Source organism: Kitasatospora sp. NPDC127116 (genome assembly GCF_042677365.1).
Classification (GTDB): Bacteria; Actinomycetota; Actinomycetes; order Streptomycetales; family Streptomycetaceae; genus Kitasatospora; species Kitasatospora lactacystinica.
Map to the genome: position 1 here is coordinate 23,747 of NZ_JBHXTL010000087.1, position 20,669 is coordinate 44,415.

Genomic DNA, 20,669 nt, shown 5'->3' on the forward strand with positions numbered 1-20,669 from the left:
CCCTAGAATTCGCGGCGTGACGATGACTCAGTGGTCCGTAACGGCAACCGGCGTACTCGCCGTCCTCGCCCTCGTGGCCGCCGCGCGGTACCGCGCCGTGTCCGTCACCCAGCGCCGCCGCGCCGACCGGCTGCACGGCGAACTCGCCGCCCTCCAGGAGCAACTGGCCGCCGAACTCTCCCGCCGCGGCGAGGACCTCGCCGCGGTCCAGCAGGAGCAGGAGCACACCGCCTCCACCCAGCGGGCCTTCCTCAGCGTCGCCCGCCGGATCCTGGTGATGGCCCACGACCAGCAGGCGCTGCTGGACGAGATGGAGCGCACCCACGACGACCCGGCCCTGCTGGAGGGCCTGCTCAAGGCCGACCACGCCGCCGCCCAACAGGCCCGGCTGGCCCAGACCCTGGCCGTGCTGTGCGGCGCGCGGGCCGGCCGGCACTGGCCGGAACCGGTCCCCCTGGAGGACGTCGTCCGCGGCGCCCAGTCGCGCATCCTGCCGTTCCAGCGCGTGGTGGTGCGCAGCCGGACCGAGACCGCGGTGGTCGGCGCCGCCGCCGAGGCGCTGATCCACGCGATCGCCGAACTGCTGGACAACGCCACCCGCTACTCCCCGCCCAGCACCCAGGTGTTCGTCACCCTGATGCCGGTGCACAACGGCGCCGTCATCGAGATCGACGACGGCGGCGTCGGCATGCCGGAGCAGGCCGTCGTCAAGGCCGCGGCCGCGCTGGCCGGCGGCAGCACCCTGGAGGTCTCCCGGCTGGGCGAGGTCCCGCAACTGGGCCTGGCCGCGGTCGGCCGGCTCGCCGAGCAGTACGGCTTCCGGGTCACGCTCAGCTCGGCGCCCTCGCCGTACGGCGGCGTGCGCGTGGTGCTGCTGCTGCCCAACGCGCTGCTCACCGAGCCGCTGCCGCCCACCGTCCCCGGCCTCGGGCCGGACGACCGGGCGTTCAACCCCGGCCCCCGACCGGCCTCCCCCGTCGGTCACCCCCTGCTGGAGACCCCGCCGTCCGGCCGGCACGCCGCCACCGGCGACACCCCGCCCCCGCTGCCCCGCCGGAGCCACCGGCGCGGCCGCACGGGCCGCCCCGCCCAGCACGCCGCTCCCCCACCGCAGCCCGCGCCGCCCTACCGCTCGGCCCGGGACGCGCAGGCGTTCATGGCGATGTTCCAGGCCGGGACGGCCAGCGGCCGTACCGCCGCCCGGGCCCAGGCCCAGTCCGACCCTTCCCTTCCCGCTTCCCCCCGACTTCCCCAGCGCTCCGGAGAGTTCCATGACCACCACCCCTGATCTCGGCTGGCTGCTCGCCGACATCATCGCCGTCCCGCAGGTCCAGCACGCCGTCGTCGTCTCCAACGACGGCCTGGAGATCGGCCGCAGCGCCGGCATCGCCCGCGACGACGCCGAACGGCTCGCCGCCGCCTGCTCCGGACTGCAGTCGCTGGCCCGCGGCGTCGCGACGGGCTTCGGCGGGCCGGGCAGCGCCACCCGCCAGATCATCATCGAGTACGGCGGCGGCTACCTCTTCGTCGTCGCCGCCGGGGCCGGCGCGCACCTGGCCGTGGTGACGAGCGAGGCGGTCGACGCCGGCCTGGTCGCCTACCAGATGCAGGTCCTGGTCGAGCGGATCGGCACCCACCTCACCAGCCCGCCGCGCGTCGACCACGCGGCGGGGGGCCACCGGTGAGCGGCCCGGTCCGGCCGTACGTCATCACCGGTGGGCGCAGCCGCTCCACCCGGGCCGAGCTGGCCCTGGAGAGCCTGGTCAGCGCGTTACCCGACCCGCCGGACCTGCCCGAGCACCCGCTGCTGAACCGCGAGCACCGGCGCATCCTCGACCTCTGCCACAGCCTGCTGTCCATCGCCGAGGTGGCGGCCCACCTGGGGCTGCCGCTCGGCGTCGTCAAGGTGCTGGTCGGAGACCTGTGGGACCTCGGCGCCGTGCAGGTGCTCCCGCCCGTCCCGCAGGCCGAACGCCTGCCCGCAACCCTCCTGGAGGAGGTGCTCGTTGGCCTCCGCCAACTCCGCTGAAGCCGTCCCCGACGCCCCGGACGCAACCGACGCGGCCGGTGCCGCCGACGGACCGCAGTACCTGCCCTCCTCGGTGCAGGGCGCGGTCAAGATCCTGGTCACCGGTCCGTTCGGGGTGGGCAAGACCACCCTGGTCGGCTCGCTGAGCGAGATCACCCCGCTGCGCACCGAGGAGACCATGACCGCCGCCAGCGCGGGCATCGACGACCTCACCGGGCGCCCCGGCAAGACCACCACCACGGTGGCGCTGGACTTCGGCCGGATCACGCTCAACTCGCGGCTCGCGCTGTACCTGTTCGGCACGCCCGGGCAGCAGCGGTTCTGGCCGCTCTGGGACGACCTGTCGCGCGGCGCGCTCGGCGCCATCGCCATGGTCGACCTGCGCCGCCCCGACGAGAGCTTCGACGTGCTCGGCCGGCTGGAGGAGCAGCGCATCCCGTTCGCGGTCGCGGTCAACACCTTCCCGGACACGCCGGGTTACCCGGAGGAGGAGCTGCGCTCGGCGCTGGACCTGCTGCCGGAGGTGCCGATCCTGCACTGCGACGCACGCGACCGCCGGCAGTCCTACGACCTGCTGATCGACTTCGTCGACCACCTGCACCGCAGCTCGATCCTGGAGCTCCAGGGATGACCACCCCCGAACCCCCCGGCGCCGCCGGGTGCCCGGTCGCCCACGGCACCGGCCTGCCCGGCGGGCTGCCGGTGGGCGTCCCGCTGACCCCGCTGTACGGCCCGGCCGTCGCCGAGGACCCGCACGGCCTGTACGCCCGGCTGCGCGAGCGCTACGGGCCGGTCGCCCCCATCGAGCTGGAGCCCGGGGTCGAGGCCTGGCTCGTCCTCGGCTACGCCGAGCTGCTCGAACTCACCCGCAACGAGGCGCTGTTCTCCAAGGACTCGCGCCGCTGGCGGGTGCCCGCCGAGGGCCGGCTGGCGGCCGACTCCCGGCTGCTGCCGATGACCTCCTGGCGGCCCACCCTGCTCAACCTGGACGGCGCCGAGCACCAGCGGCTGCGCTGCGCCGTCTCGGACACCCTCGCCCAGATTGACCACCGCCAGCTGCGCGGCACCACCGAGGCCGCCGCCAACGGGCTGATCGACGGCTGGGGCCCGGACGGCACCGCCGACCTGGTCGCCCAGTACGCGCGCCGGCTGCCGCTGCTGGTCTTCACCCAGCTGCTCGGCCTGCCCGCCGACGCCGGCCCGCACCTCATCCGGCTGATCAACCACATCGCCGACAGCGGCGCCGAATCGGTGCGCGCCAACCAGGAGTTCCAGGCGGTCCTGGTCGACCTGGTGCGGCGCCGCCGGGCCACGCCCAGCGCCGACCTCACCTCCTGGCTGCTGGCCCACCCGGCCGCGCTGACCGACGAGGAGGCGGTGCACCACCTGGTGGTGATGATGGTCGCCGGGAACGAGACCACCATCTGCTGGACCGGGAACACCCTGCGGCTGCTGCTCACCGACCGGCGCTTCCGGGCCACCCTCACCGGCGGGCGGCTGACCGTCTCCGACGCGCTGGAGGAGGTGCTCTGGCGCGACCCGCCGACGCAGAACTTCCCCGGCCGCTGGGCCACCGGCGACACCGTGCTCGGCGGCCAGTACATCAGCGCCGGCGACATGCTCGTCCTCGGCCTGGCCGCGGCCAACGCCGACCCGGCCGCGCAGGGCGTGTCCGCCGCCGCCCAGGGCTCGCTCGGCGGCAACCGGGCGCACCTGGCGTGGGGCGCGGGCCGGCACGTCTGCCCGGCCCAGCACCCCGCCAGGATCATCGTCGAGACCGCCGTCGAGACCCTGCTGCACCGCCTCCCCGACCTCCAACTGGCCGTACCGGCAGGAGAGCTGACCTGGCGCCCGTCCCCGTGGTCCCGGGCCCTGACCGCCCTCCCGGTGCTCTACAGCGCCTTCACCCCGCCCCGCCCGCCAGCTCCCGAGAGGCCCGCATGGACACCACCACCGACGCCGGAACCCGCGCCGAGCCCGTCCGACTCGACCCCTTCGGCCGCGACCAGCACGCCGAGAACGCCCGACTCCGCGCGGCCGGCCCCGCGGTCCTGGTGGAACTCCCTGGCGGGGTGGTGGTCTGGGCGGTAACCCACCACGACACCCTCCAGTCGCTGCTGGCCGACCCCCGGGTCGGCAAGGACGCCCGGCTCTGGAACACCTTCCGGGAGGGGCGGCTGCCGGAGGGCTGGCCGCTGCTCAACTTCATCGCCGTACCCGGCATGGTCACCGCCGACGGCGAGGACCACCGGCGGCTGCGCGGGCTGGTCTCGCAGGCCTTCACCCCGCGCCGGATCGCCGACCTGGCCCCCGCCGTCGAGGCCCGGACGATCGCGCTGCTCGACGAGGTCGCGAAGCTGGAGGGCCCGTTCGACCTGCGGCGGCACTTCGCCTACCCGCTGCCGATGCAGGTGATCGGCGAACTGCTCGGCCTCGCGCTGGAGCAGCAGGACGAACTGCACGAGCTCTCCGACACCATGGTCTCCAGCTCGGCCACCCCGGCGGCGGCCCTGGCCGCGCAGCGGGGCCTGAACGCGCTGCTGGCCTCGGTGGTGGCGGCCAAGCGGGCCGAGCCCGGCAACGACCTGACCAGCGACCTGATCGCCGTCCGCGAGGCCGGCCACCCGCTCGACCGGCAGCGGCTCAGCGAGGCCGAGCTGGTCGGCACCCTGCTGCTGATGCTGGTCGCCGGGCACGAGACCACGCTCAACCTGATCACCAACGCCGTCCGCGCCCTGCTCGCGCACCCGGAGCAGCTGCGGCTCGTCCTGGACGGGGAACAGCCGTGGTCGGCGGTGGTCGAGGAGACCCTGCGCTACGACTCCCCGGTCGGGCAGTTCCCGCTGCGCTACGCGTCCGAGGACATCGCGGTCGGCGACGTGGTGATCCGGCGCGGCGAGGCGCTGCTGGCCTCGTACGCGGCGGCCGGGCGGGACTCCGGGCACCACCCGGACGCGGACCGCTTCGACCTCACCCGGCAGCCCGCCAAGCACCTGTCGCTCGGCCACGGCCCGCACTTCTGCCTCGGCTCCGGGCTCGCCCGGCTGGAGGCCGAGACGGCGCTGCGGCACCTGTTCACCCGCTTCCCCGGGCTGGCCCCGGCGCAGGGGCGGACGAACGAGCCGATCGCCTCGTTCGTCAGCAACAGCGTGCGCACCCTGTGGGTGACGGTCTGAGCCGGCCGGTTACCTGAGGGCGGTCCGGGTCGTTCGCCAGGGCATGAAGAAACTCGCCACCCTGGCCGCCCTCACCATGGCGGGCCTCGCCCTCGCCGCCCCGGCGGCCTCCGCCACCACCCAGACCGCCTCCTCGCCGGACGTCACCGGCGGGCTCACCGACGGGCTCGAAGTCTCTCCCGCCGACCTCGCCCTGAGGACCGTGGGCACGCTCCCGCTGGTCGGCAAGCCGGCCAACGAGATCGAGGCGATCGGGACCAACCAGCTGGACCACCCGGGGCTCAGCGGGCACGTCCTCAACTGATTGATCCGCCGATCGGGTGACCGGGTGGCCGGGCGGTCGGTGGCCGGGTGGCCGGACGGCCCGGTGGCGCACCCGCCCGGCGACCGGCCCGTGGGCGGCCGGCCGACCCCCGAACGGTCGGCCGCCCACGGCACCCGACGCGCGGCACCCGACGCACGGCACCCGGGCCGCGGGGCTCAGCCCGCGGACAGCCGGTTGAGCTCCGGGTAGCTCAGCCCTTCGGCGAACGCGCCGAACGTGCCGCTCCCGTACACCTCCCGGGCGGCCCGGCCGACCGCCGCGTACGCCACCTCGGCCAGGCCCGGACCCAGGCTGATCCGGGCCACGCCGAGCTTCGCGAGTTCGGCGACCGCCGGGGAGCCGGGACCGGCCAGCACGTTCAGCGGCGCCGGGACGGCCGCGACCAGGGCCGCGATGGTCTCCGGGTCGGCCACCCCGGGGACGAACACCCCGTCCGCGCCCGCCGCGACGTACGCCCGCAGCCGGTGCACCGCGTCGTCCAACCGGCCCTCCGGGGCGCCGATCCCGTGCAGGAAGACATCGGTGCGGGCGTTGACGAAGAGCGGCACGCCGGCCGCGTCCGCCGCGGCCCGGGCGGCCGCGATCCGCTCGGCGGCCTCCTCCGGGGGACGGCCCTCGTCCTCCAGGTTCACCCCGACGGCGCCGGTGGCGATCAGCGCGGCGACCATCCCGCCGACGCCGGCGGCGGTGTCCGCGTAGCCGCCCTCCAGATCCGCGGTGACCGGCAGGTCGACCGCGCGGACCACCTGGGCGGTCCGGGCCAGCACCTGCTCGGGGTCGGCGCCGCCGCCGTCCGCGCTACCCAGCGACCAGGACACGCTCGCGCTGGCCGTCGCCACCGCCCGCGCCCCGGCGGCGGCCACCAGCCGGGCGCTCGGCACGTCCCAGGCGTTCGCCAGCACCAGCGGCTCGCCCGGGCGGTGCAGCTCGCGCAGCAGCCGGGCCCTCTCCCGCCGGACGGCGGGGTCCGCGGCGCTCACTTCGCGGCCGGGCTCATGCGGGTGGACACGCCGATCCGGTTCCAGGCGTTGATGGTGGCGATCAGCGCGATCAGCTGGGCCAGCTCGGTCTCGTCGAACCGCTCGGCGGCCTCCGCGTACACGGCGTCCGGCACGTGGCCCCGGGTCAGCAGGGTGACCGACTCGGTGAGGGCCAGGGCGGCGCGCTCGCGGGCGGTGAACCACGGGGTCTCGCGCCAGGCCGGGAGGGAGACCAGGCGGTGGTCCTGCTCGCCGTGCTTGCGGGCGTCGGTGGAGTGCATGTCGATGCAGAAGGCGCAGCCGTTGATCATCGAGGCGTGCACCTTGACCAGCTCGGCGATCACCGGGTCGAGGCCCTCCCGGGAGGCCCGGTCCACGGCGATCATCGCCTGGTAGTAGGCGGGGGCGAGCTTGTGCATCAGCAGGCGCTGCTCGGGGGCGGGCACCGGGGCCCCGTCCGTGCCGGTCGTCGCGGCCGTCGTCTCGTTCGTCGTCATGGCCGCCAGCCTAGGAGCGCGGTGGCCTGGCGTCCTGGTGCGTTCGGCTACCCGTTCCTTGGGCCACTTCCCGGGGCACGTCCCGGGCGCTTCCCGGGCGCTTCCGGCGTACGAACGACCGTGCGAGGATCGCTGGCAGGGGATCGTCGGCAGGAGGTCGCCGAAGGTCGAGGTCAGGGGGCACGGTCGTGTGCACGGCGTTCGTCAGCATCGAGCCCGGAGCGGCCGTCCCGGTGCTGCTGCTGTCCGTCCGGGACGAGTACCTGGGCCGCGCCTGGCTGCCGCCCGACCACCACTGGCCGGACCGTCCGGAACTGCTCGGCGGACTGGACCTCGCGGCCGGCGGCACCTGGCTGGCCGTCGACCCCGGCCGGCGCACCGCCGCCTGCCTGCTGAACGGCTTCGGCCCGCTCGCCCCCGCCGACGCCCGGCGCACCCGCGGCCGGCTGCCGCTCACCGCCCTCCGGGAGAGCGGGATCGGCCACCTCGACCTCACCCCGTACGACCCGTTCCACCTCGTCCTGGCCCGCGCCGACGGCGCCCGGGTGTTCAGCTGGGGCGGCGGGCGGCTGGAGGAGAGCGAACTGCCGTCCGGCCTGAGCGTGGTGCTCAACGACGGGCTGGAGGGCCTGGCGGCCGGCCGGACCGCCTCCGAGCGGATCCGCGCCCTGATGGCCGCGCGGGCCGCCCACTTCCGGTCCCGCTTCACCGCCGTGCCCCGGCCCGGGCCGACCGCCGACGGACCGGCCGAGGCGGCCTGGGGCGGGTGGCTGCCGATCGTCGCCGGGGACGGGCTCGCCCCGGACGCGGACGCCGCGCTGGTCCAGCGGCGGGACTTCGGCGACGGACGGATCTGGGGCTCCTCCTCGATCTCGCTGCTCGCACTCGGACCGGACCTGCTGCGCTACGACTTCGCGCCCGCGCCGGTGGCCGCGGGCGGGCCGGGGTGGCGGCGGGTGGCGGCGGCCTGACGGCAGGCTGACGGAGGGCCGACGGCAGCCGGCCCCACGTCGGCGGCGGCGGAAAAGGACTTGCACCTGACGCTGCGGGAGGCGGCATCGTGGCGCGGGTCGAGCCCGAAGGAGACCGCCGTGACCCACCCGGACCCCTCGCCCCGCCCCCGCCCCCGGCTGCTCGCCGCGCTGACCGTCGCCCTGCCGCTGGCGGGCACACCGGCCGCGGTGACCGCCCTCGTGCTGTTCGGCGACGCCGCGCACCGGACCGTCCCGTCCGCCACCGTCCTGGCCTCCGTGGCGGCGGCGCTGATCGGTCATTTCGGCCCCGGTGTCGCGCAGCCGTACGGTCGGTGAACTTCCGACGGCGGGGTTGGCGAACGTCTACATGCCCGTAGTAGCTTCGCGACGGCCCCGGATCCGGGCGGCCACCGACCCCCGAGCGAAGGTGCGCGATGTCGACCCTGACCTACCCGGAAGCGATAGGCGTCGGCCTGCTCCAGGGCGTGACGGAACTCTTCCCGGTCTCCAGCCTCGGCCACAGCATCCTGCTGCCCGCCCTGGTCGGCGGAAGGATCCAGCACGACCTCGACATGACCGCCGAGGGCTCCTCGTACCTCGCCGCCCTGGTCGCCCTGCACCTGGCCACCGCGCTCGCGCTGGTGGTCTACTTCCGCAAGGACTGGGTCCGGGTGGTCGACGGGCTGTTCGGCTCGATCCGGCACCGCCGGGTGGAGACCCGCAACGAGCGGCTCGCCTGGCTGCTCGTCCTCTCCACCATCCCGGTCGGCGTGGCCGGCCTGGTGCTGGAGAAGGCCCTGCGCAACGCGCTCGGCAAGCCCGTCCCGGCCGCGGTCTTCCTCGCCCTCAACGGCCTCGTACTGCTCGGCGCCGAGCGGCTCAAGCGCGGCGGCACCGGCCGCCGCCGGGCCGGACGCGTCACCGCCGCCGACGACGACGAGCCGGGCACGGACCCGGCGATCGCCTCCGACCACCGGCTGACCCGGCTCGGCTACGGGCAGGGCGCCTGGATCGGCGCCGCGCAGATCCTCGCGCTGTTCCCCGGCATCAGCCGCTCCGGCGTCACCATGAGCGCCGGCATCCTGCGCGGACTGCACCACGAGGACGCGGCCCGGTTCTCCTTCCTGCTCGCCACCCCGGTCATCCTGGCCGCCTCGGTGCTGAAGGTGCCGGAGCTGTTCAAGCCGGAGAACTCCGGCGTGCTCGGCCCGGTCCTCGCGGGCAGCCTCGCCGCCTTCGTGGCCGGGTACGTCTCGGTGCGCTTCCTCACCAGGTACTTCGAGACCCGCAGCCTGACGCCGTTCGCGATCTACTGCTTCCTGGCCGGCGCCGGCAGCGCGGTCTACCTGTCGCTCTGAGCCGTCCGGACCGCCCCGGCCAGGACCTGCGCGAGCTCGGCCGGCCGGGAGAACATCGGCCAGTGCCCGGTGTCCAGCTCCACCAGCCGCCAGTGGCCGTCCGCGACCAGCCCGGCGACCACCGGCGGCGGCTCCGGCCAGTCCAGCAGGCACTTCACGTACACCGTCGGGAGCGCGCTCAACGGGCCCCGCAGGACGGCGGGTTCGGTCAGCGAGAGGCCCGGGTGCGCAGTCGCCCCCGCGACGATCCGGGCGATCTGCCCGACCGTCAGCCCCTGCTCGGCGAACTCGGCCGGCGGCAGCGGCGGCCACCAGCCCCCGTGCGCCGCGAGGTCCGCCCGCAGCGCGGCCGGCTCCGGCATCCGGTCCGCGAAGGACTCCCCCGCCACCGGCACGTTGGCGTCCACCAGGACCAGCCCGGCCAGCCGTCCGCCGATCCGCTCGGCGGCCTGGCCCACCGGAATGCCCGAGTAGCTGTGCCCGACCAGCACCACCTCGTGCAGGTCCAGCCGCTCCACCTCGGCGACGACGTCCGCCACGTGCGCCTGCTGCCCGGCCGGCGCACCGTGCTTCTCCGCGAGCCCGGAGAGGGTCAGCGGGAACGCCCCGTGACCGGCCTCGCGCAGCTGCGCCGCCACCTCGTCCCACGCCCACGCCCCGAGCCAGGCGCCCGCCACCAGTACAAAGTTCGCCATGGGCGGCACCGTAGCGCGCGCGTGCGACAGTGGCCCGGGAAACGACGGCGAACAGGACGTGGAGGAAACGTGGTTGAGGAACAGGGCGGGCCGGCCCCGCTCACGGGGAAGACGGCGGTCGTCACGGGCGGCTCGCGGGGCATCGGGCGGGCCGTCGTCCGGCGGCTGGCCCGCGACGGCGCGCAGGTCGTCCTCGGCTACGCCCACGACGAGCGGGCCGCCGCCGAAGTGGTCCGCGCCGTGGAGGCCGAGGGCGGCCGCGCCTGGGCGCTGCGGGCCGACCTCGGCGAGGCCGGTGCCGCCGAGCGGCTGATGGCCGAGGCCGAGGAGCGGCTCGGCGGACTGGACGTCCTGGTGAACAACGCCGCCGGCTCCTTCACCCCGACCCCGCTGGCCGAGCTGGACGACGCGGACCTCGACACCGTGTTCACGGTCAACACCCGCGCCGCCTTCACCACCGTCCGCTACGCCGCCCGCCGGATGCGCGACGGCGGACGGATCGTCAACATCTCGACGGTGAACACCGTCCGGCCCGTCCCCGGCATCGCCGCGTACGCCGCCAGCAAGGGCGCCGTCGAGCAGCTCACCGCCGTGGCCGCCGTCGAACTGGGTCCGCGCGGGATCACCGTCAACACCGTCTCGCCCGGCGCCACCGACACCGACCTGCTGCGCGGCACCAACCCGCCCGAGGCCCTCGACCGCGTGGCCGGCCTCACCCCGCTGCGCCGCCTCGGCCGGCCCGAGGACATCGCCGACGTCGTCGCCTTCCTGGCCGGGCCCGAAGGGCGCTGGCTCACCGGGCAGAACCTCCGGGCCGCGGGCGGACTGGCCTGATCCCCGGCCCGGGCCACCCGGCAGCCGGCCGGGCGGCCCGACCGGTCACGCCGTGAGGCCCAGGGCGGCCAGGCGGACGGGATCGGTGAGGATGTCCAGCGCGGTGATGCGGCCCCCGTGGACGGTGAACGACATGACCGACAGCGGACGGCCCTCGGCGAAGGACACCACCCCGGGCGAGCCGTTGACCAGCACGATCCGGCCCTCGGCGGCGAAGCGGGCGAACGTGATCGCCTGCGAGGCGACGTCCGCCGCACCGCGGCGCAGCGCGCTCGGGACCAGCGTGCCGCCGTCCGACCGGGCCACCACGTCCGGGTCGAGCACGGTCAGCAGGGCGTCGAAGTCGCCGCCCCGGGCGGCGCTCAGGAAGGCCTCCACCACCGTGCGCTTGCGGGCGTTGTCGGAGTCCGCGGCAGGGGTCGCGCCCTGGACCCGGCGGCGGGCGCGGCTGGCCAGCTGCCGGGTGGAGGCGGAGGTGCGGCCCAGCACCTCGGCGATCCCGTCGAAGGGCACCTCGAACATGTCGTGCAGCACGAAGGCCACCCGCTCCGCCGGGGAGAGCGTCTCCAGCACCACCATCAGCGCGATCCCGACCGAGTCCGCGACCAGGACCTCGTGCACCGGGTCCAGCGCCGACAGCCCGCCGACCACCGGGTCCGGCAGCCGCACCCGGTCCTCCTGCTCGGGCATCGGGTCCTCCCGGCGGGAGGCGCGGGAGCGCAACTGGTCCAGGCAGACCCGGCCGACGACCGTGGTGAGCCAGGCCCCGAGGTTGCGCACCCCGCCCGCGTCACTGCGGCCCAGCTTCAGCCAGGCCTCCTGGACGGCGTCCTCGGCCTCGGCGATCGACCCGAGCATCCGGTAGGCCACCGCCCGCAGTTGGGGGCGCTCCGCCTCGAAACGCCGGGCCAGTTCGGCCAGTTCGGCGGGCTCGGCCGGTTCGGCGGGTTCGGCCGGCTCGGCGGGTTCGGCCGGGGGGTTTTCCTCGCTCACCCTGTCACATCCTCGCATCGGGATCCGTCGGTCCAGTGACGGACGCTAACCGACCGGGAGGACACCATGACCACCACCCGCACCACCACCACCATCGAGGAGCCCGCCGGCACCACCTGGTGGCCCCCGGCACCCCGCCGCCCCGCCGCGCGAGAATGGGGCTCGTGAGCACCTCCCGGACCACCTCCTGGACCACCTTCGGCGGCGACCTGCACCTGGACCTCACCGAGCGGCGGGCCGCCGGCGCCGGACTGCGGGCCGCCCTGGAGGACGCGCTGCGCGAGGCCGTCCAGGACGGGCGGCTCGCCCCCGGCACCCGGCTGCCGTCCTCCCGGGCGCTCGGCGAGGACCTCGGGATCGCCCGCAACACCGTGGTCGAGGCGTACGGCCAGCTCACCGCGGAAGGCTGGCTCAGCTCCCGGCAGGGCTCCGGAACCACCGTCGCCCGACGGGCCGCGCCGGAGCCGCCCCAGGGCCGGCGGCCGGCCCCCCGACCGTCGCCGGGGCGCCCGACCGCCCGGTACGACCTGATGTCCGGACGGCCCGACCTCTCGCTCTTCCCCCGCACCGCCTGGCTCGCCGCCGCCCGCCGCGCCCTCGCCACCGCACCGCACGAGGCCCTCGACTACGGCAGCCCACTCGGCCGGATCGAACTGCGGCAGGCGCTCACCCACTACCTGGCCCGGGTCCGCGGCGTCCGCACCGACCCCGACCACCTGCTCGTCTGCACCGGCGTCACCCAGGGCCTCGGCCTGCTCTGCGCCGCCCTGCGGGAACGCGGCGCCCGCGCTCTGGCCGTCGAGGAGTACGGGCTGCCGCCGCAGCACGCGGTCGCCCGGGCCGCCGGGCTCGCCACCGCCCCGGTGCCGCTGGACGCGGACGGCGCACTGGTGGACCGGCTCGACAGCCGGGCGGGCGCCGTCCTGCTCACCCCGGCCCACCAGTACCCCACCGGCGCGGCGCTCTCCGCCGACCGGCGGGCGGCGGCGGTGCGGTGGGCGCGGGAGCACGACCGGTACGTCGTCGAGGACGACTACGACGGCGAGTTCCGCTACGACCGGCAGCCGCTCGGCGCCATGCAGGCGCTGGACCCGGAGCGGGTGGTGTACGCCGGAACGGCCGCCAAGAGCCTCGCACCGGGCCTGCGGCTGGCCTGGCTGGCCCTGCCGGACGCGCTGGTCGAGCCGGTCGCCCGGCTCAAGTCGCTGGCCGACACGATGTCCCCGGTGCTGGACCAGCTGACGCTGGCGGAACTGATCACCTCCGGCACCTACGACCGCCACGTGCGGCGCTGCCGCCTGCACTACCGGCGCCGGCGCGACCACCTGGTCTCGGCGCTCGCCGCACACGCCCCGCACGTCCGGGTCACCGGCATCGCGGCCGGCCTGCACGCCGTGCTCCAGCTGCCGCCCGGCTCCACCCCGGAGGCCGAACTCGTCGCCCGTGCCCAGCAGGCCGGCCTCTCCCTCGGCGGTCTCACCCGGCACCGCGTCGCCCCGGCCACCGCCGAAGCCCCGCCCGCCCTGGTCATCGGCTACGCCACCCCGCCGGAGCACGCCTTCGCCGGAGCCGTCCGGGCCCTGTGCGAGTTGCTGCGCGGGGCGTGAGCGGGGCGGGCGGTAGGCCGGGCCGGGCCGGTGAAGCCGGGCCCCGCCGCCGGGGTCGGCCGGCGGGGCCGGTTCGGGGAGGTGGTCCGCCCGCCTCCCTCGGGGGTGGGGACGGGCGGACGGTCAGGGGTTCGAACTACTTGTTGCGGCTGCCCAGTTCGAACAGGAGGATGATGAAGCCGGCGAAGATGTGGATGCCGGCCGTGTAGATCACCAGGCGGTGGTAGACGCGCTTGTTGGCCCACTTGCCGGCGTCCATGGTCTTCGGACCCGCGGCGGTGTCGGCGGCACCGGCCGGGGTGGCGGTGGTGGTGGGATCGGCCATGGTGATCTCCTCCGGGGTGTTCTGACGGCTGGTCAGTGAACGGCGGCGGGGCCGCCGCCGAGGCAGAGTTCGCCGCCGGGGCTCTGCAGCAGGGTGTGGACGAAGAGCAGTTCGACGCCGCTGTCCGACTCCGCGGCGATGCAGTGCGGCGTGAGCGAGTCGTAGTGGGCGGAATCGCCCACCCCGAGCTGGTGGACGCGGTCGCCGAGGGTGACCCGGAGCGCGCCCTTCAGGACGTACAGCCACTCCTCGCCCGGGTGGACCCGGACCACCGAGTCCTGCACGCCCGGCGGGACGTGCACCCGCAGGGCCTGCATGGCGCGGCCGGGGGCGCCGGCCCGCCGGTAGCCCCAGCCGCCGGCCCGGCCGGGTTCGATGGCGCCGCCGCGGACGATCGGGTCCGGCTCGGCGAGGGTCTCGCCGAGCAGGCCGGAGACCGAGGTCCCGTACGCGCGGGCGAGGCCGAGCAGGACGGGCAGCGAGGGCTGCCGTCGGCCGGTCTCCAGTCGGGACAGATAGGCTGGGGAGAGTCCGACCCGCCCGGCGGCCACCTCCAGCGTGAGGCGACTGCTGAGCCGGTGCTCACGGAGGCGGGCGGCGAGGCCGGCGACCTCCTGGTCGTCGAGCTGTTCGCCGGTCGTGGCGGCACCGGTGGAGCTGCTGGTCATGTGTCCAGTGGACACCCGACGTGCCGCAGGGGCAAGAAATTTGCCTCAGAGGCAAGCGCCCCGGAGGGTCCCGCCCCCGGCGTTCACGGCCGCGGGATGTTCCGCAGATTGCTCCGGGCCAGGTCGATCATGCGCCCGACGCCGCCCGAGAGCACCGTCCGGCCCGCCGCCAGGGCGAAGCCCTTCAGCTGGGCGGCGGTGATGTGCGGCGGGACGGACAGCGCGTTGGGGTCGGTGACCACGTCCACCAGGGCCGGACCCGGCCGCTCCAGCGCCTCCGCCAGCACCTCCCGGACCCGGGCCGGCTCGGTGACCCGCTTGGCCTGGATGCCCATCGCCCGGGCGATCCCGGCGTAGTCCACGTCCCCGTTGTCGATCTCGGACTCCGGGTAGCCGGAGACCAGCATCTCCAGCTTGATCATGCCCAGTGCGCCGTTGTTGAAGACCACCGTCTTCACCGGCAGCCTGTGCTTGGCCACCGTGAGCAGCTCGCCGAGCAGCATGCCGATCCCGCCGTCGCCCGCCATCGCGACCACCTGCCGCCCCGGGCAGGCGAGCTGGGCGCCGATCGCGTGCGGGAGGGCGTTGGCCATCGAGCCGTGCAGGAAGGAGCCGATCACCCGGCGGCGGCCGTTGGGCCGGAGGTAGCGGGCGGCCCAGACGTTGTTCATGCCGGTGTCCACGGTGAACACCGCGTCCTCGGCGGCCACCTCGTCCAGCACCGAGGCGACGTACTCGGGGTGGATCGGCAGGTGCTTCTCGATGTCCCGGGTGTACGCGCCGATCACGTCCTCCAGCGCCCGGCAGTGCTTGCGCAGCATCCGGTCCAGGAAGGCGCGGTCCCGGGTGGCGTCCAGCAGCGGCAGCACGGCCCGCAGGGTGGCGGCCACGTCGCCGTGGACGGCCAGGTCGAGCGGGGTGCGGCGGCCGAGCCGGGTGGCGTCGTGGTCGACCTGGACGGTGTGCGCCTGCGGCAGGAAGGAGTCGTACGGGAAGTCGGTGCCGAGCAGCAGCACCAGGTCGGCGGAGTGCAGCGCCTCGTGGCAGGCGCCGTAGCCGAGCAGTCCGCTCATGCCGACGTCGTACGGGTTGTCGAACTGGATCCATTCCTTGCCGCGCAGGGAGTGGCCGATCGGCGCGTTCAGGGCCTGCGCGGCCGCCATCACCTCGGCGTGCGCCGCGCGCACCCCGGCACCGCAGAACAGGACCACCTTGCGGGCCGCGTTGAGCAGCCGGGCCAGCTCCTGCACCTGGGACCAGGGCGGCGCGGCGACGGCCTCCTCGGTGAGGAAGTGGCTGGTGCCGGTGGGTGCGGCGGCGGTCAGCGCGGCGACGTCCCCGGGGAAGGCGAGCACCGAGACGCCGTGCGAGCCGAGCGCGTGCTGGACGGCGACCCGCAGCAGGCGGGGCAGCTGGGCCGGGGTGGAGAGCATCTCGCACCAGTTGCTGCAGTCGGTGAACACCCGCTCGGGGTGGGTCTCCTGGAAGAAGCCGGTGCCGATCTGCCCGGACGGGATGTGGGAGGCGAGCGCGAGCACGGGCAGGCCGCTGCGCTGGGCGTCGTACAGGCCCTGGATCAGGTGGGTGTTGCCGGGGCCGCAGGACCCGGCGCAGACCGCGAGCCGGCCGGAGAGTTCGGCCTCGGCGGCGGCCGCGAAGGCGCCGGCCTCCTCGTTGCGCACGTGCACCCAGCTGATGCCGTCGGCCCGGCGGATCGCGTCCACCACGGGGTTGAGGCTGTCGCCGACGACGCCGTAGACCCGTTCCACCCCGGCCTGCCGGAGCACTTCCACCATCTGTTCGGCCACGCTCACCACGGCTGTGCTCCTTCGGTCGCCACGGGACACCTGCACCCTCCGCCGGGGAGGTGGCGGGCGCAGCCGGGGCGGGCCGAAGGAGTGAGCGGGGTACGGGCTACTCGGCCGCCAGGTGGTCCTGCTGACCGAGCTTGCCGGCCGCGAGGCCGGCCTGGGGCTGGCGGCGGCCGGGTTCGCGGCCCGGGGGCTGGGCGACCCGCTCCTGCGCGGGCGGGACGGTGGTCGCCAGGGTGACCGGGGAACCGGACTCGACCCGCACCGCCTCACCGTCGTGCCGCAGGTGGAGGACCTTGCCGCGGCGCAGCGTGTACGTCGTGCGCTCATGGGTGATCTCGACGCCGAGCAGGTGCCCGCGCACCAGCAGCGAGAAGCTCAGCCGCATCAGCCCGGACGGCAGCCGCGGCCGGAACGAGAGCGTCTCGCTGTGGTCGCGCAGCCCGCCGAAGCCGGCCACCAGGGCGATGCAGGCCCCGGCGAGCGAGGCCATGTGCAGGCCGTCCCGGGTGTTGCCGCCGAGGTCGTGCAGGTCCATCAGCGCCGCCTCGGCCGTGTAGTCGTAGGCGAGGTCGAGCTGGCCGACCTCGGCGGCGATGACCGCCTGGGTGCAGGCGGAGAGCGAGGAGTCCCGGACGGTCAGCCGCTCGTAGTAGGCGAAGTTGCGGGCCTTCTGCTCGTCGGTGAAGGCGTCGCCGCGGACCTGCATGGCGAGCACCAGGTCGGCCTGCTTGACCACCTGCTTGCGGTACAGGTCGAAGTACGGGAAGTGCAGCAGCAGCGGGTACTTCTCCGGCGGGGTCCGCTCGAAGTCCCAGACCTGGTGGTGGGTGAAGCCGTCGGCCTGCGGGTGGACGCCGAGGTCCTCGTCGTACGGGATGTACATCGCGGCGGCCGCGTCGCGCCAGGCGGCGGTCTCCTCGGTGTCCACGCCGAGCAGCGAGGCCTCGTGCGGGTGGCGGACGGCGGCCTCGGCGGCGGCCCGCAGGTTGCTCTGCGCCATCAGGTTGGTGAAGACGTTGTTGTCCGCGACGGCGCTGTACTCGTCGGGGCCGGTGACGCCCTCGATGCGGAACTTCCCGGACACGTCGTGGTGGCCGAGCGAGCGCCACATCCGGGCGGTCTCGACGAGCAGTTCGAGCCCGTACTCGCGCTCGAACTCGGCGTCGCCGGTGGCCCGGACGTAGCGGGCGACGGCGGCGGCGATGTCGGCGCCGATGTGGAAGGCCGCGGTACCGGCCGGCCAGTACCCGGAGCACTCCTCGCCGCGGATCGTCCGCCACGGGAACACCGCGCCGGACAGGCCGAGTTGGACGGCCCGCTCGCGGGCCAGCGGCAGGGTGGTGTGCCGCCAGCGCAGGGCCTGGTTGACGGCGGCGGGCAGGCAGTAGGTGAGCACCGGCAGGACGAAGGTCTCGGTGTCCCAGAAGCTGTGCCCGTCGTAGCCGGGCCCGGTCAGGCCCTTGGCGGGGATGGCCCGCTCCTCGCTGCGGGCGCCCGCCTGCAGGACGTGGAAGACGGCGAACCGGACGGCCTGCTGGAGCTCGACGTCGCCCTCGATCGCGATGTCGCTGGTCTCCCAGAACTCCTTGAGGAACGCGGCCTGTTCGGCGACCAGCCCGTCCCAGCCGGTGTAGCGGGCGGCGGTCAGCGCGGCCTCCACCTGGTCCCGGACGGCGGGCAGCGAGCGGGTGCCGGACCAGCCGTAGGCGATGAACTTGGTCAGCCGCAGCCGCTGGCCGGCCTTGAGCACGGTGGTGGCGCTGATCCGGCAGTGGTCGGCCTCGGACTCGGCGACGGTGTCGGACTTCTCCGGGCCCTCGATGATGTGGTCCATCCCGGCCGCGACCCGGATGCCGCTGTAGCGGGTGCGGTGCACCAGGACGGCCTTGGTGGCGCTGGCGTGGTGCGCCTCGGGCTGCAGCGGCGCCTCCATCACGGCGGCGGCCCGCGGGTCGCCCTCGGGGCCGCCGGGCAGCTGCTCGTTGGCGACCAGCTCGGACTGGAGCACGATCCGCACCGGGCCGTCCACCGCCTCGACGCTGTACTCGACGGCGGCGATCGCGCGCTGGGTGAGCGAGACCAGCCGGGAGGAGCGCACCTTGATCGTCCGCCCGGCCGGGGAGGTCCACTCGGCCTCGCGGTGCAGCAGGCCCTCGCGGAAGTCCAACCAGCGCTTGTGGCTGACGAGTTCGCCGTAGCGCAGATCGAAGGGCTCGTCGTCCACCAGCAGCCGGATGATCTTGCCGTTGGTCACGTTGATGACGCTCTGGCTGGACTCCGGGTAGCCGTAGCCGCCCTCGCCGTACGGCAGCGGGCGCAGTTCGAAGACACCGTTGAGGTAGGTGCCGGGCAGGCCGTGCGGCTCGCCCTCGTCCAGGTTGGCGCGCAGGCCGATGTGCCCGTTGGACAGCGCGAAGACGGACTCGGCGCGGGCCATCGAGGCCAGGTCGAGGCCCTGTTCGGTGATCTGCCAGGGGTCGATCGCGAAGTTGTCCCCGGGACTCATGCACCCACCTCGCTGCGCTCGGCAGAGGCATTCGCCCACACGCACCTTTCCATGATTCGCTCGCTGCGCTCGCTCATGCACCCACCTCGCCGCGCTCGGCAGGGGCATTCGCCCGCACGCGCCTCTCGATGATTCGCTCGCTGCGCCCGCTCACGCTCCCCCCTCCCCCAGGAGCTCGGAGAGGTCCTGGACCACCACGGTCGCGCCGTCCCGGCGCAGTTCGGCGGCCTGGCCGGTGCGGTCCACCCCGACCACCGCGCCGAAGCCGCCGGCCCGGCCGGAGGCGACCCCGGCGAGCGCGTCCTCGAAGACCGCGGCGCGGGCGGGTTCGACGCCGAGGACGCGGGCGGCGTACAGGTAGGTGTCGGGGGCGGGCTTGCCGGGCAGGCCCTCGGCCTTGGCGACGTTGCCGTCCACGATCACCTCGAACAGCTCCTCGATCCCGGCCGCCCGCAGCACGTCGCGGCAGTTGGCGCTGGAGGAGACCACGGCGCTGGGCAGCCCGGCCGCGCGCAGCCGGTGCACGTAGTCCACCGAACCCTGGTACGGCTGGACGCCCCGCTCACGGATCAGCCGCAGCACGGTGTCGTTCTTGGCCCGGCTGATCCCTTGCACGGTACGGGAGTTGGGCGGGTCCTCCGGGGTGCCCTCGGGCAGTTCGATGCCCCGGCCGAGCAGGAACGCGCGGGTGCCGTCCAGGCGCGGGCGCCCGTCCACGTAGGTGTCGTAGTCGGTGACGGCGTCGAAGGGGACGAACTGCCCGCCGGTGCGGGCGGCTTCGGCGCGCAGGAAGGCGTCGAAGGTGTCCTTCCAGGCCGCGGCGTGCACCTTCGCGGTCTGGGTGAGCACCCCGTCGAGGTCGAAGAGGAAAGCACGGATGTCGTCCGGTAGCCCCAGCATGGGTGCAGTCTTACCCGGGAACGGGGGGAAGCCGCCCATTTCCCGGCGGCGCGTCGCGGGAAGGGCGGCTTCCGGAGGCCCGGCCGGGACGGGACCGGACGGGGTTACGGCGAGTCGGGCATCTGCGCCTCGGGCGGCTCGACGACCGCGAAGACCGCGCCCTGCGGGTCCTGGACCACCGCCATCCGGCCGGACTGCATGTCGAAGGCCGGCTGGATCACCGAGCCGCCGGCCTTGACCAGGGCGTCCACCGTGGAGTCGGCGCTGTCCACCGAGAAGTAGGTCATCCAGTGCGAGGGCGTGCCGGGCGCCAGGTAGCCGGGGATCGCCTGCATGCCGCCCACCGTGCGGTCGCCGACGTTGAGCGAGAAGTAGCCGTCCATGCCCTGGATGGTGGCCGGGCGCAGCCCGAGGGCCGGCTGGTAGAAGCTGCCGGCCGTCCCGGTGTCGGCGGTGTTGAGCTCGTTCCAGACCAGCGCGCCGGGCTCGTTGACCACGCCGGCGCCGATGAAGTCCATCGCCTGCCAGACCCCGAACACCGCGCCGGTCGGGTCGGCGGCGACCAGCATCCGCCCGATCGTGCCGACGTCCATCGGGTCGTACAGGACGGTGCCGCCGGCCTCCGTGATGGAGGTCCGGGCCGCGTCGGCGTCGTCCGAGGCGAGGTAGGTGGTCCAGGCGACGGGCGGCACCGGCTGCCCCTCGGGCGCCATCTGCGCCATGATCCCGGCGACCGGCCGGCCGTTGAGCAGGCACACGGCGTAGCCGCCGAATTCGGCCGGGCCGACCTCGCCCTGCCAGCCGAACAGGTCGCGGTAGAAGTCGAGCGCGGCCTGCTGGTCGCTCGCCATCAGGTCGACCCAGCACGGGGTGCCGGGCGTGTACGGATCGGTGACTACGGGCATTGCTGGGCCTCCCGGAGGCGGTGGTGGCCGGCTGTGGTGGTCGGGACGGTCGGGCCGTCGTCCGGGCCGGGCCGGGCTGGGGT

The 20,669-nt window shown here is 75.0% G+C and carries 21 protein-coding genes; 11 read left to right on the plus strand and 10 right to left on the minus strand.

Annotated features, from left to right (window positions below; genetic code table 11):
• Positions 1–22: 22 nt before the first annotated feature.
• The 6 genes from ACFVHV_RS29315 (at position 23) to ACFVHV_RS29340 (ending at position 5,509) form a co-directional block, all read left to right on the plus strand.
• Complete coding sequence (locus ACFVHV_RS29315) at positions 23–1,288, plus strand: ATP-binding protein (protein WP_359898088.1); 1,266 nt, start codon at positions 23–25, stop codon at positions 1,286–1,288.
• Positions 1,272–1,685, plus strand: a complete 414-nt coding sequence (locus ACFVHV_RS29320; RefSeq protein ID WP_359897914.1) for a roadblock/LC7 domain-containing protein — start codon at positions 1,272–1,274, stop codon at positions 1,683–1,685. The genes ACFVHV_RS29315 and ACFVHV_RS29320 overlap by 17 nt, the downstream gene beginning before the upstream one ends.
• Positions 1,682–2,029 carry a DUF742 domain-containing protein gene (locus ACFVHV_RS29325; protein WP_359897915.1) on the plus strand — a complete coding sequence of 116 codons (348 nt, stop codon included), beginning with the start codon at positions 1,682–1,684 and terminating at the stop codon, positions 2,027–2,029. The genes ACFVHV_RS29320 and ACFVHV_RS29325 overlap by 4 nt, the downstream gene beginning before the upstream one ends.
• Positions 2,007–2,660: an ATP/GTP-binding protein gene (locus ACFVHV_RS29330; RefSeq protein WP_380354874.1), complete on the plus strand. Its 654-nt coding sequence runs from the start codon at positions 2,007–2,009 to the stop codon at positions 2,658–2,660. The genes ACFVHV_RS29325 and ACFVHV_RS29330 overlap by 23 nt, the downstream gene beginning before the upstream one ends.
• A 1,309-nt stretch (positions 2,661–3,969) precedes the next feature.
• Complete coding sequence (locus ACFVHV_RS29335; protein WP_359897916.1) at positions 3,970–5,205, plus strand: cytochrome P450; 1,236 nt, start codon at positions 3,970–3,972, stop codon at positions 5,203–5,205.
• Between the two features lie 43 nt (positions 5,206–5,248).
• Positions 5,249–5,509 carry a hypothetical protein gene (locus ACFVHV_RS29340; protein WP_359897917.1) on the plus strand — a complete coding sequence of 87 codons (261 nt, stop codon included), beginning with the start codon at positions 5,249–5,251 and terminating at the stop codon, positions 5,507–5,509.
• Positions 5,510–5,685: 176 nt separating this feature from the next.
• Here the strand turns inward: ACFVHV_RS29340 and ACFVHV_RS29345 are convergent, their stop codons facing one another.
• Both ACFVHV_RS29345 and ACFVHV_RS29350 read right to left on the minus strand, forming a co-directional pair.
• The gene (locus ACFVHV_RS29345) at positions 5,686–6,510 is read right to left on the minus strand and encodes an isocitrate lyase/phosphoenolpyruvate mutase family protein (protein ID WP_380354877.1); all 825 of its coding nucleotides are present in this window, start codon (positions 6,508–6,510) and stop codon (positions 5,686–5,688) included.
• Positions 6,507–7,007 carry a carboxymuconolactone decarboxylase family protein gene (locus ACFVHV_RS29350; protein WP_380354880.1) on the minus strand — a complete coding sequence of 167 codons (501 nt, stop codon included), beginning with the start codon at positions 7,005–7,007 and terminating at the stop codon, positions 6,507–6,509. The genes ACFVHV_RS29345 and ACFVHV_RS29350 overlap by 4 nt, the downstream gene beginning before the upstream one ends.
• 188 nt (positions 7,008–7,195) lie before the next feature.
• Between ACFVHV_RS29350 and ACFVHV_RS29355 the strand changes: the two genes are divergently transcribed.
• From ACFVHV_RS29355 to ACFVHV_RS29365, 3 genes are all read left to right on the plus strand, one after another.
• Positions 7,196–7,978: an NRDE family protein gene (locus tag ACFVHV_RS29355; RefSeq protein WP_380354882.1), complete on the plus strand. Its 783-nt coding sequence runs from the start codon at positions 7,196–7,198 to the stop codon at positions 7,976–7,978.
• Positions 7,979–8,098: 120 nt separating this feature from the next.
• Complete coding sequence (locus ACFVHV_RS29360; RefSeq protein ID WP_380354884.1) at positions 8,099–8,317, plus strand: hypothetical protein; 219 nt, start codon at positions 8,099–8,101, stop codon at positions 8,315–8,317.
• A gap of 98 nt (positions 8,318–8,415) precedes the next feature.
• Positions 8,416–9,339 (plus strand): undecaprenyl-diphosphate phosphatase, encoded by a 924-nt coding sequence (locus ACFVHV_RS29365; RefSeq protein WP_380354887.1) that lies wholly within the window; start codon positions 8,416–8,418, stop codon positions 9,337–9,339.
• Here ACFVHV_RS29365 and ACFVHV_RS29370 read toward each other — a convergent pair.
• Positions 9,324–10,034 carry an alpha/beta hydrolase gene (locus ACFVHV_RS29370; RefSeq protein WP_359897923.1) on the minus strand — a complete coding sequence of 237 codons (711 nt, stop codon included), beginning with the start codon at positions 10,032–10,034 and terminating at the stop codon, positions 9,324–9,326. The two genes, ACFVHV_RS29365 and ACFVHV_RS29370, sit on opposite strands and share 16 nt — an antisense overlap.
• A 69-nt stretch (positions 10,035–10,103) precedes the next feature.
• On the opposite strand from ACFVHV_RS29370, the gene ACFVHV_RS29375 reads away from it, so the two are divergent.
• Complete coding sequence (locus tag ACFVHV_RS29375; protein ID WP_359897925.1) at positions 10,104–10,868, plus strand: glucose 1-dehydrogenase; 765 nt, start codon at positions 10,104–10,106, stop codon at positions 10,866–10,868.
• 45 nt (positions 10,869–10,913) lie between these two features.
• On the opposite strand, the gene ACFVHV_RS29380 is transcribed toward ACFVHV_RS29375, so the two are convergent.
• Positions 10,914–11,789, minus strand: coding sequence for a sigma-70 family RNA polymerase sigma factor (locus ACFVHV_RS29380; RefSeq protein ID WP_380354900.1), 876 nt, complete (start codon positions 11,787–11,789; stop codon positions 10,914–10,916).
• Positions 11,790–12,025: 236 nt separating this feature from the next.
• Between ACFVHV_RS29380 and ACFVHV_RS29385 the strand changes: the two genes are divergently transcribed.
• Positions 12,026–13,468 carry a PLP-dependent aminotransferase family protein gene (locus ACFVHV_RS29385; RefSeq protein ID WP_380354890.1) on the plus strand — a complete coding sequence of 481 codons (1,443 nt, stop codon included), beginning with the start codon at positions 12,026–12,028 and terminating at the stop codon, positions 13,466–13,468.
• A gap of 136 nt (positions 13,469–13,604) precedes the next feature.
• On the opposite strand, the gene ACFVHV_RS29390 is transcribed toward ACFVHV_RS29385, so the two are convergent.
• The 6 genes from ACFVHV_RS29390 to ACFVHV_RS29415 all read right to left on the minus strand — a co-directional run bounded on the left by ACFVHV_RS29390 (position 13,605) and on the right by ACFVHV_RS29415 (position 20,586).
• Entirely contained in the window at positions 13,605–13,793 is a 189-nt protein-coding gene (locus ACFVHV_RS29390; protein ID WP_359897927.1) for a DUF6126 family protein, read from the minus strand.
• Between the two features lie 32 nt (positions 13,794–13,825).
• Positions 13,826–14,461 carry an XRE family transcriptional regulator gene (locus ACFVHV_RS29395; RefSeq protein WP_359897928.1) on the minus strand — a complete coding sequence of 212 codons (636 nt, stop codon included), beginning with the start codon at positions 14,459–14,461 and terminating at the stop codon, positions 13,826–13,828.
• A gap of 83 nt (positions 14,462–14,544) precedes the next feature.
• A complete protein-coding gene (locus ACFVHV_RS29400) occupies positions 14,545–16,257 on the minus strand; it encodes a pyruvate dehydrogenase (RefSeq protein WP_380354903.1) in 1,713 nt (570 codons plus the stop codon).
• A gap of 118 nt (positions 16,258–16,375) precedes the next feature.
• Positions 16,376–18,781: a glycosyl hydrolase family 65 protein gene (locus tag ACFVHV_RS29405; protein ID WP_359897930.1), complete on the minus strand. Its 2,406-nt coding sequence runs from the start codon at positions 18,779–18,781 to the stop codon at positions 16,376–16,378.
• 150 nt (positions 18,782–18,931) lie between these two features.
• A complete protein-coding gene (locus ACFVHV_RS29410; RefSeq protein ID WP_380354894.1) occupies positions 18,932–19,681 on the minus strand; it encodes an HAD family hydrolase in 750 nt (249 codons plus the stop codon).
• Between the two features lie 104 nt (positions 19,682–19,785).
• Positions 19,786–20,586: a VOC family protein gene (locus tag ACFVHV_RS29415; RefSeq protein WP_359897932.1), complete on the minus strand. Its 801-nt coding sequence runs from the start codon at positions 20,584–20,586 to the stop codon at positions 19,786–19,788.
• Positions 20,587–20,669: the final 83 nt, after the last annotated feature.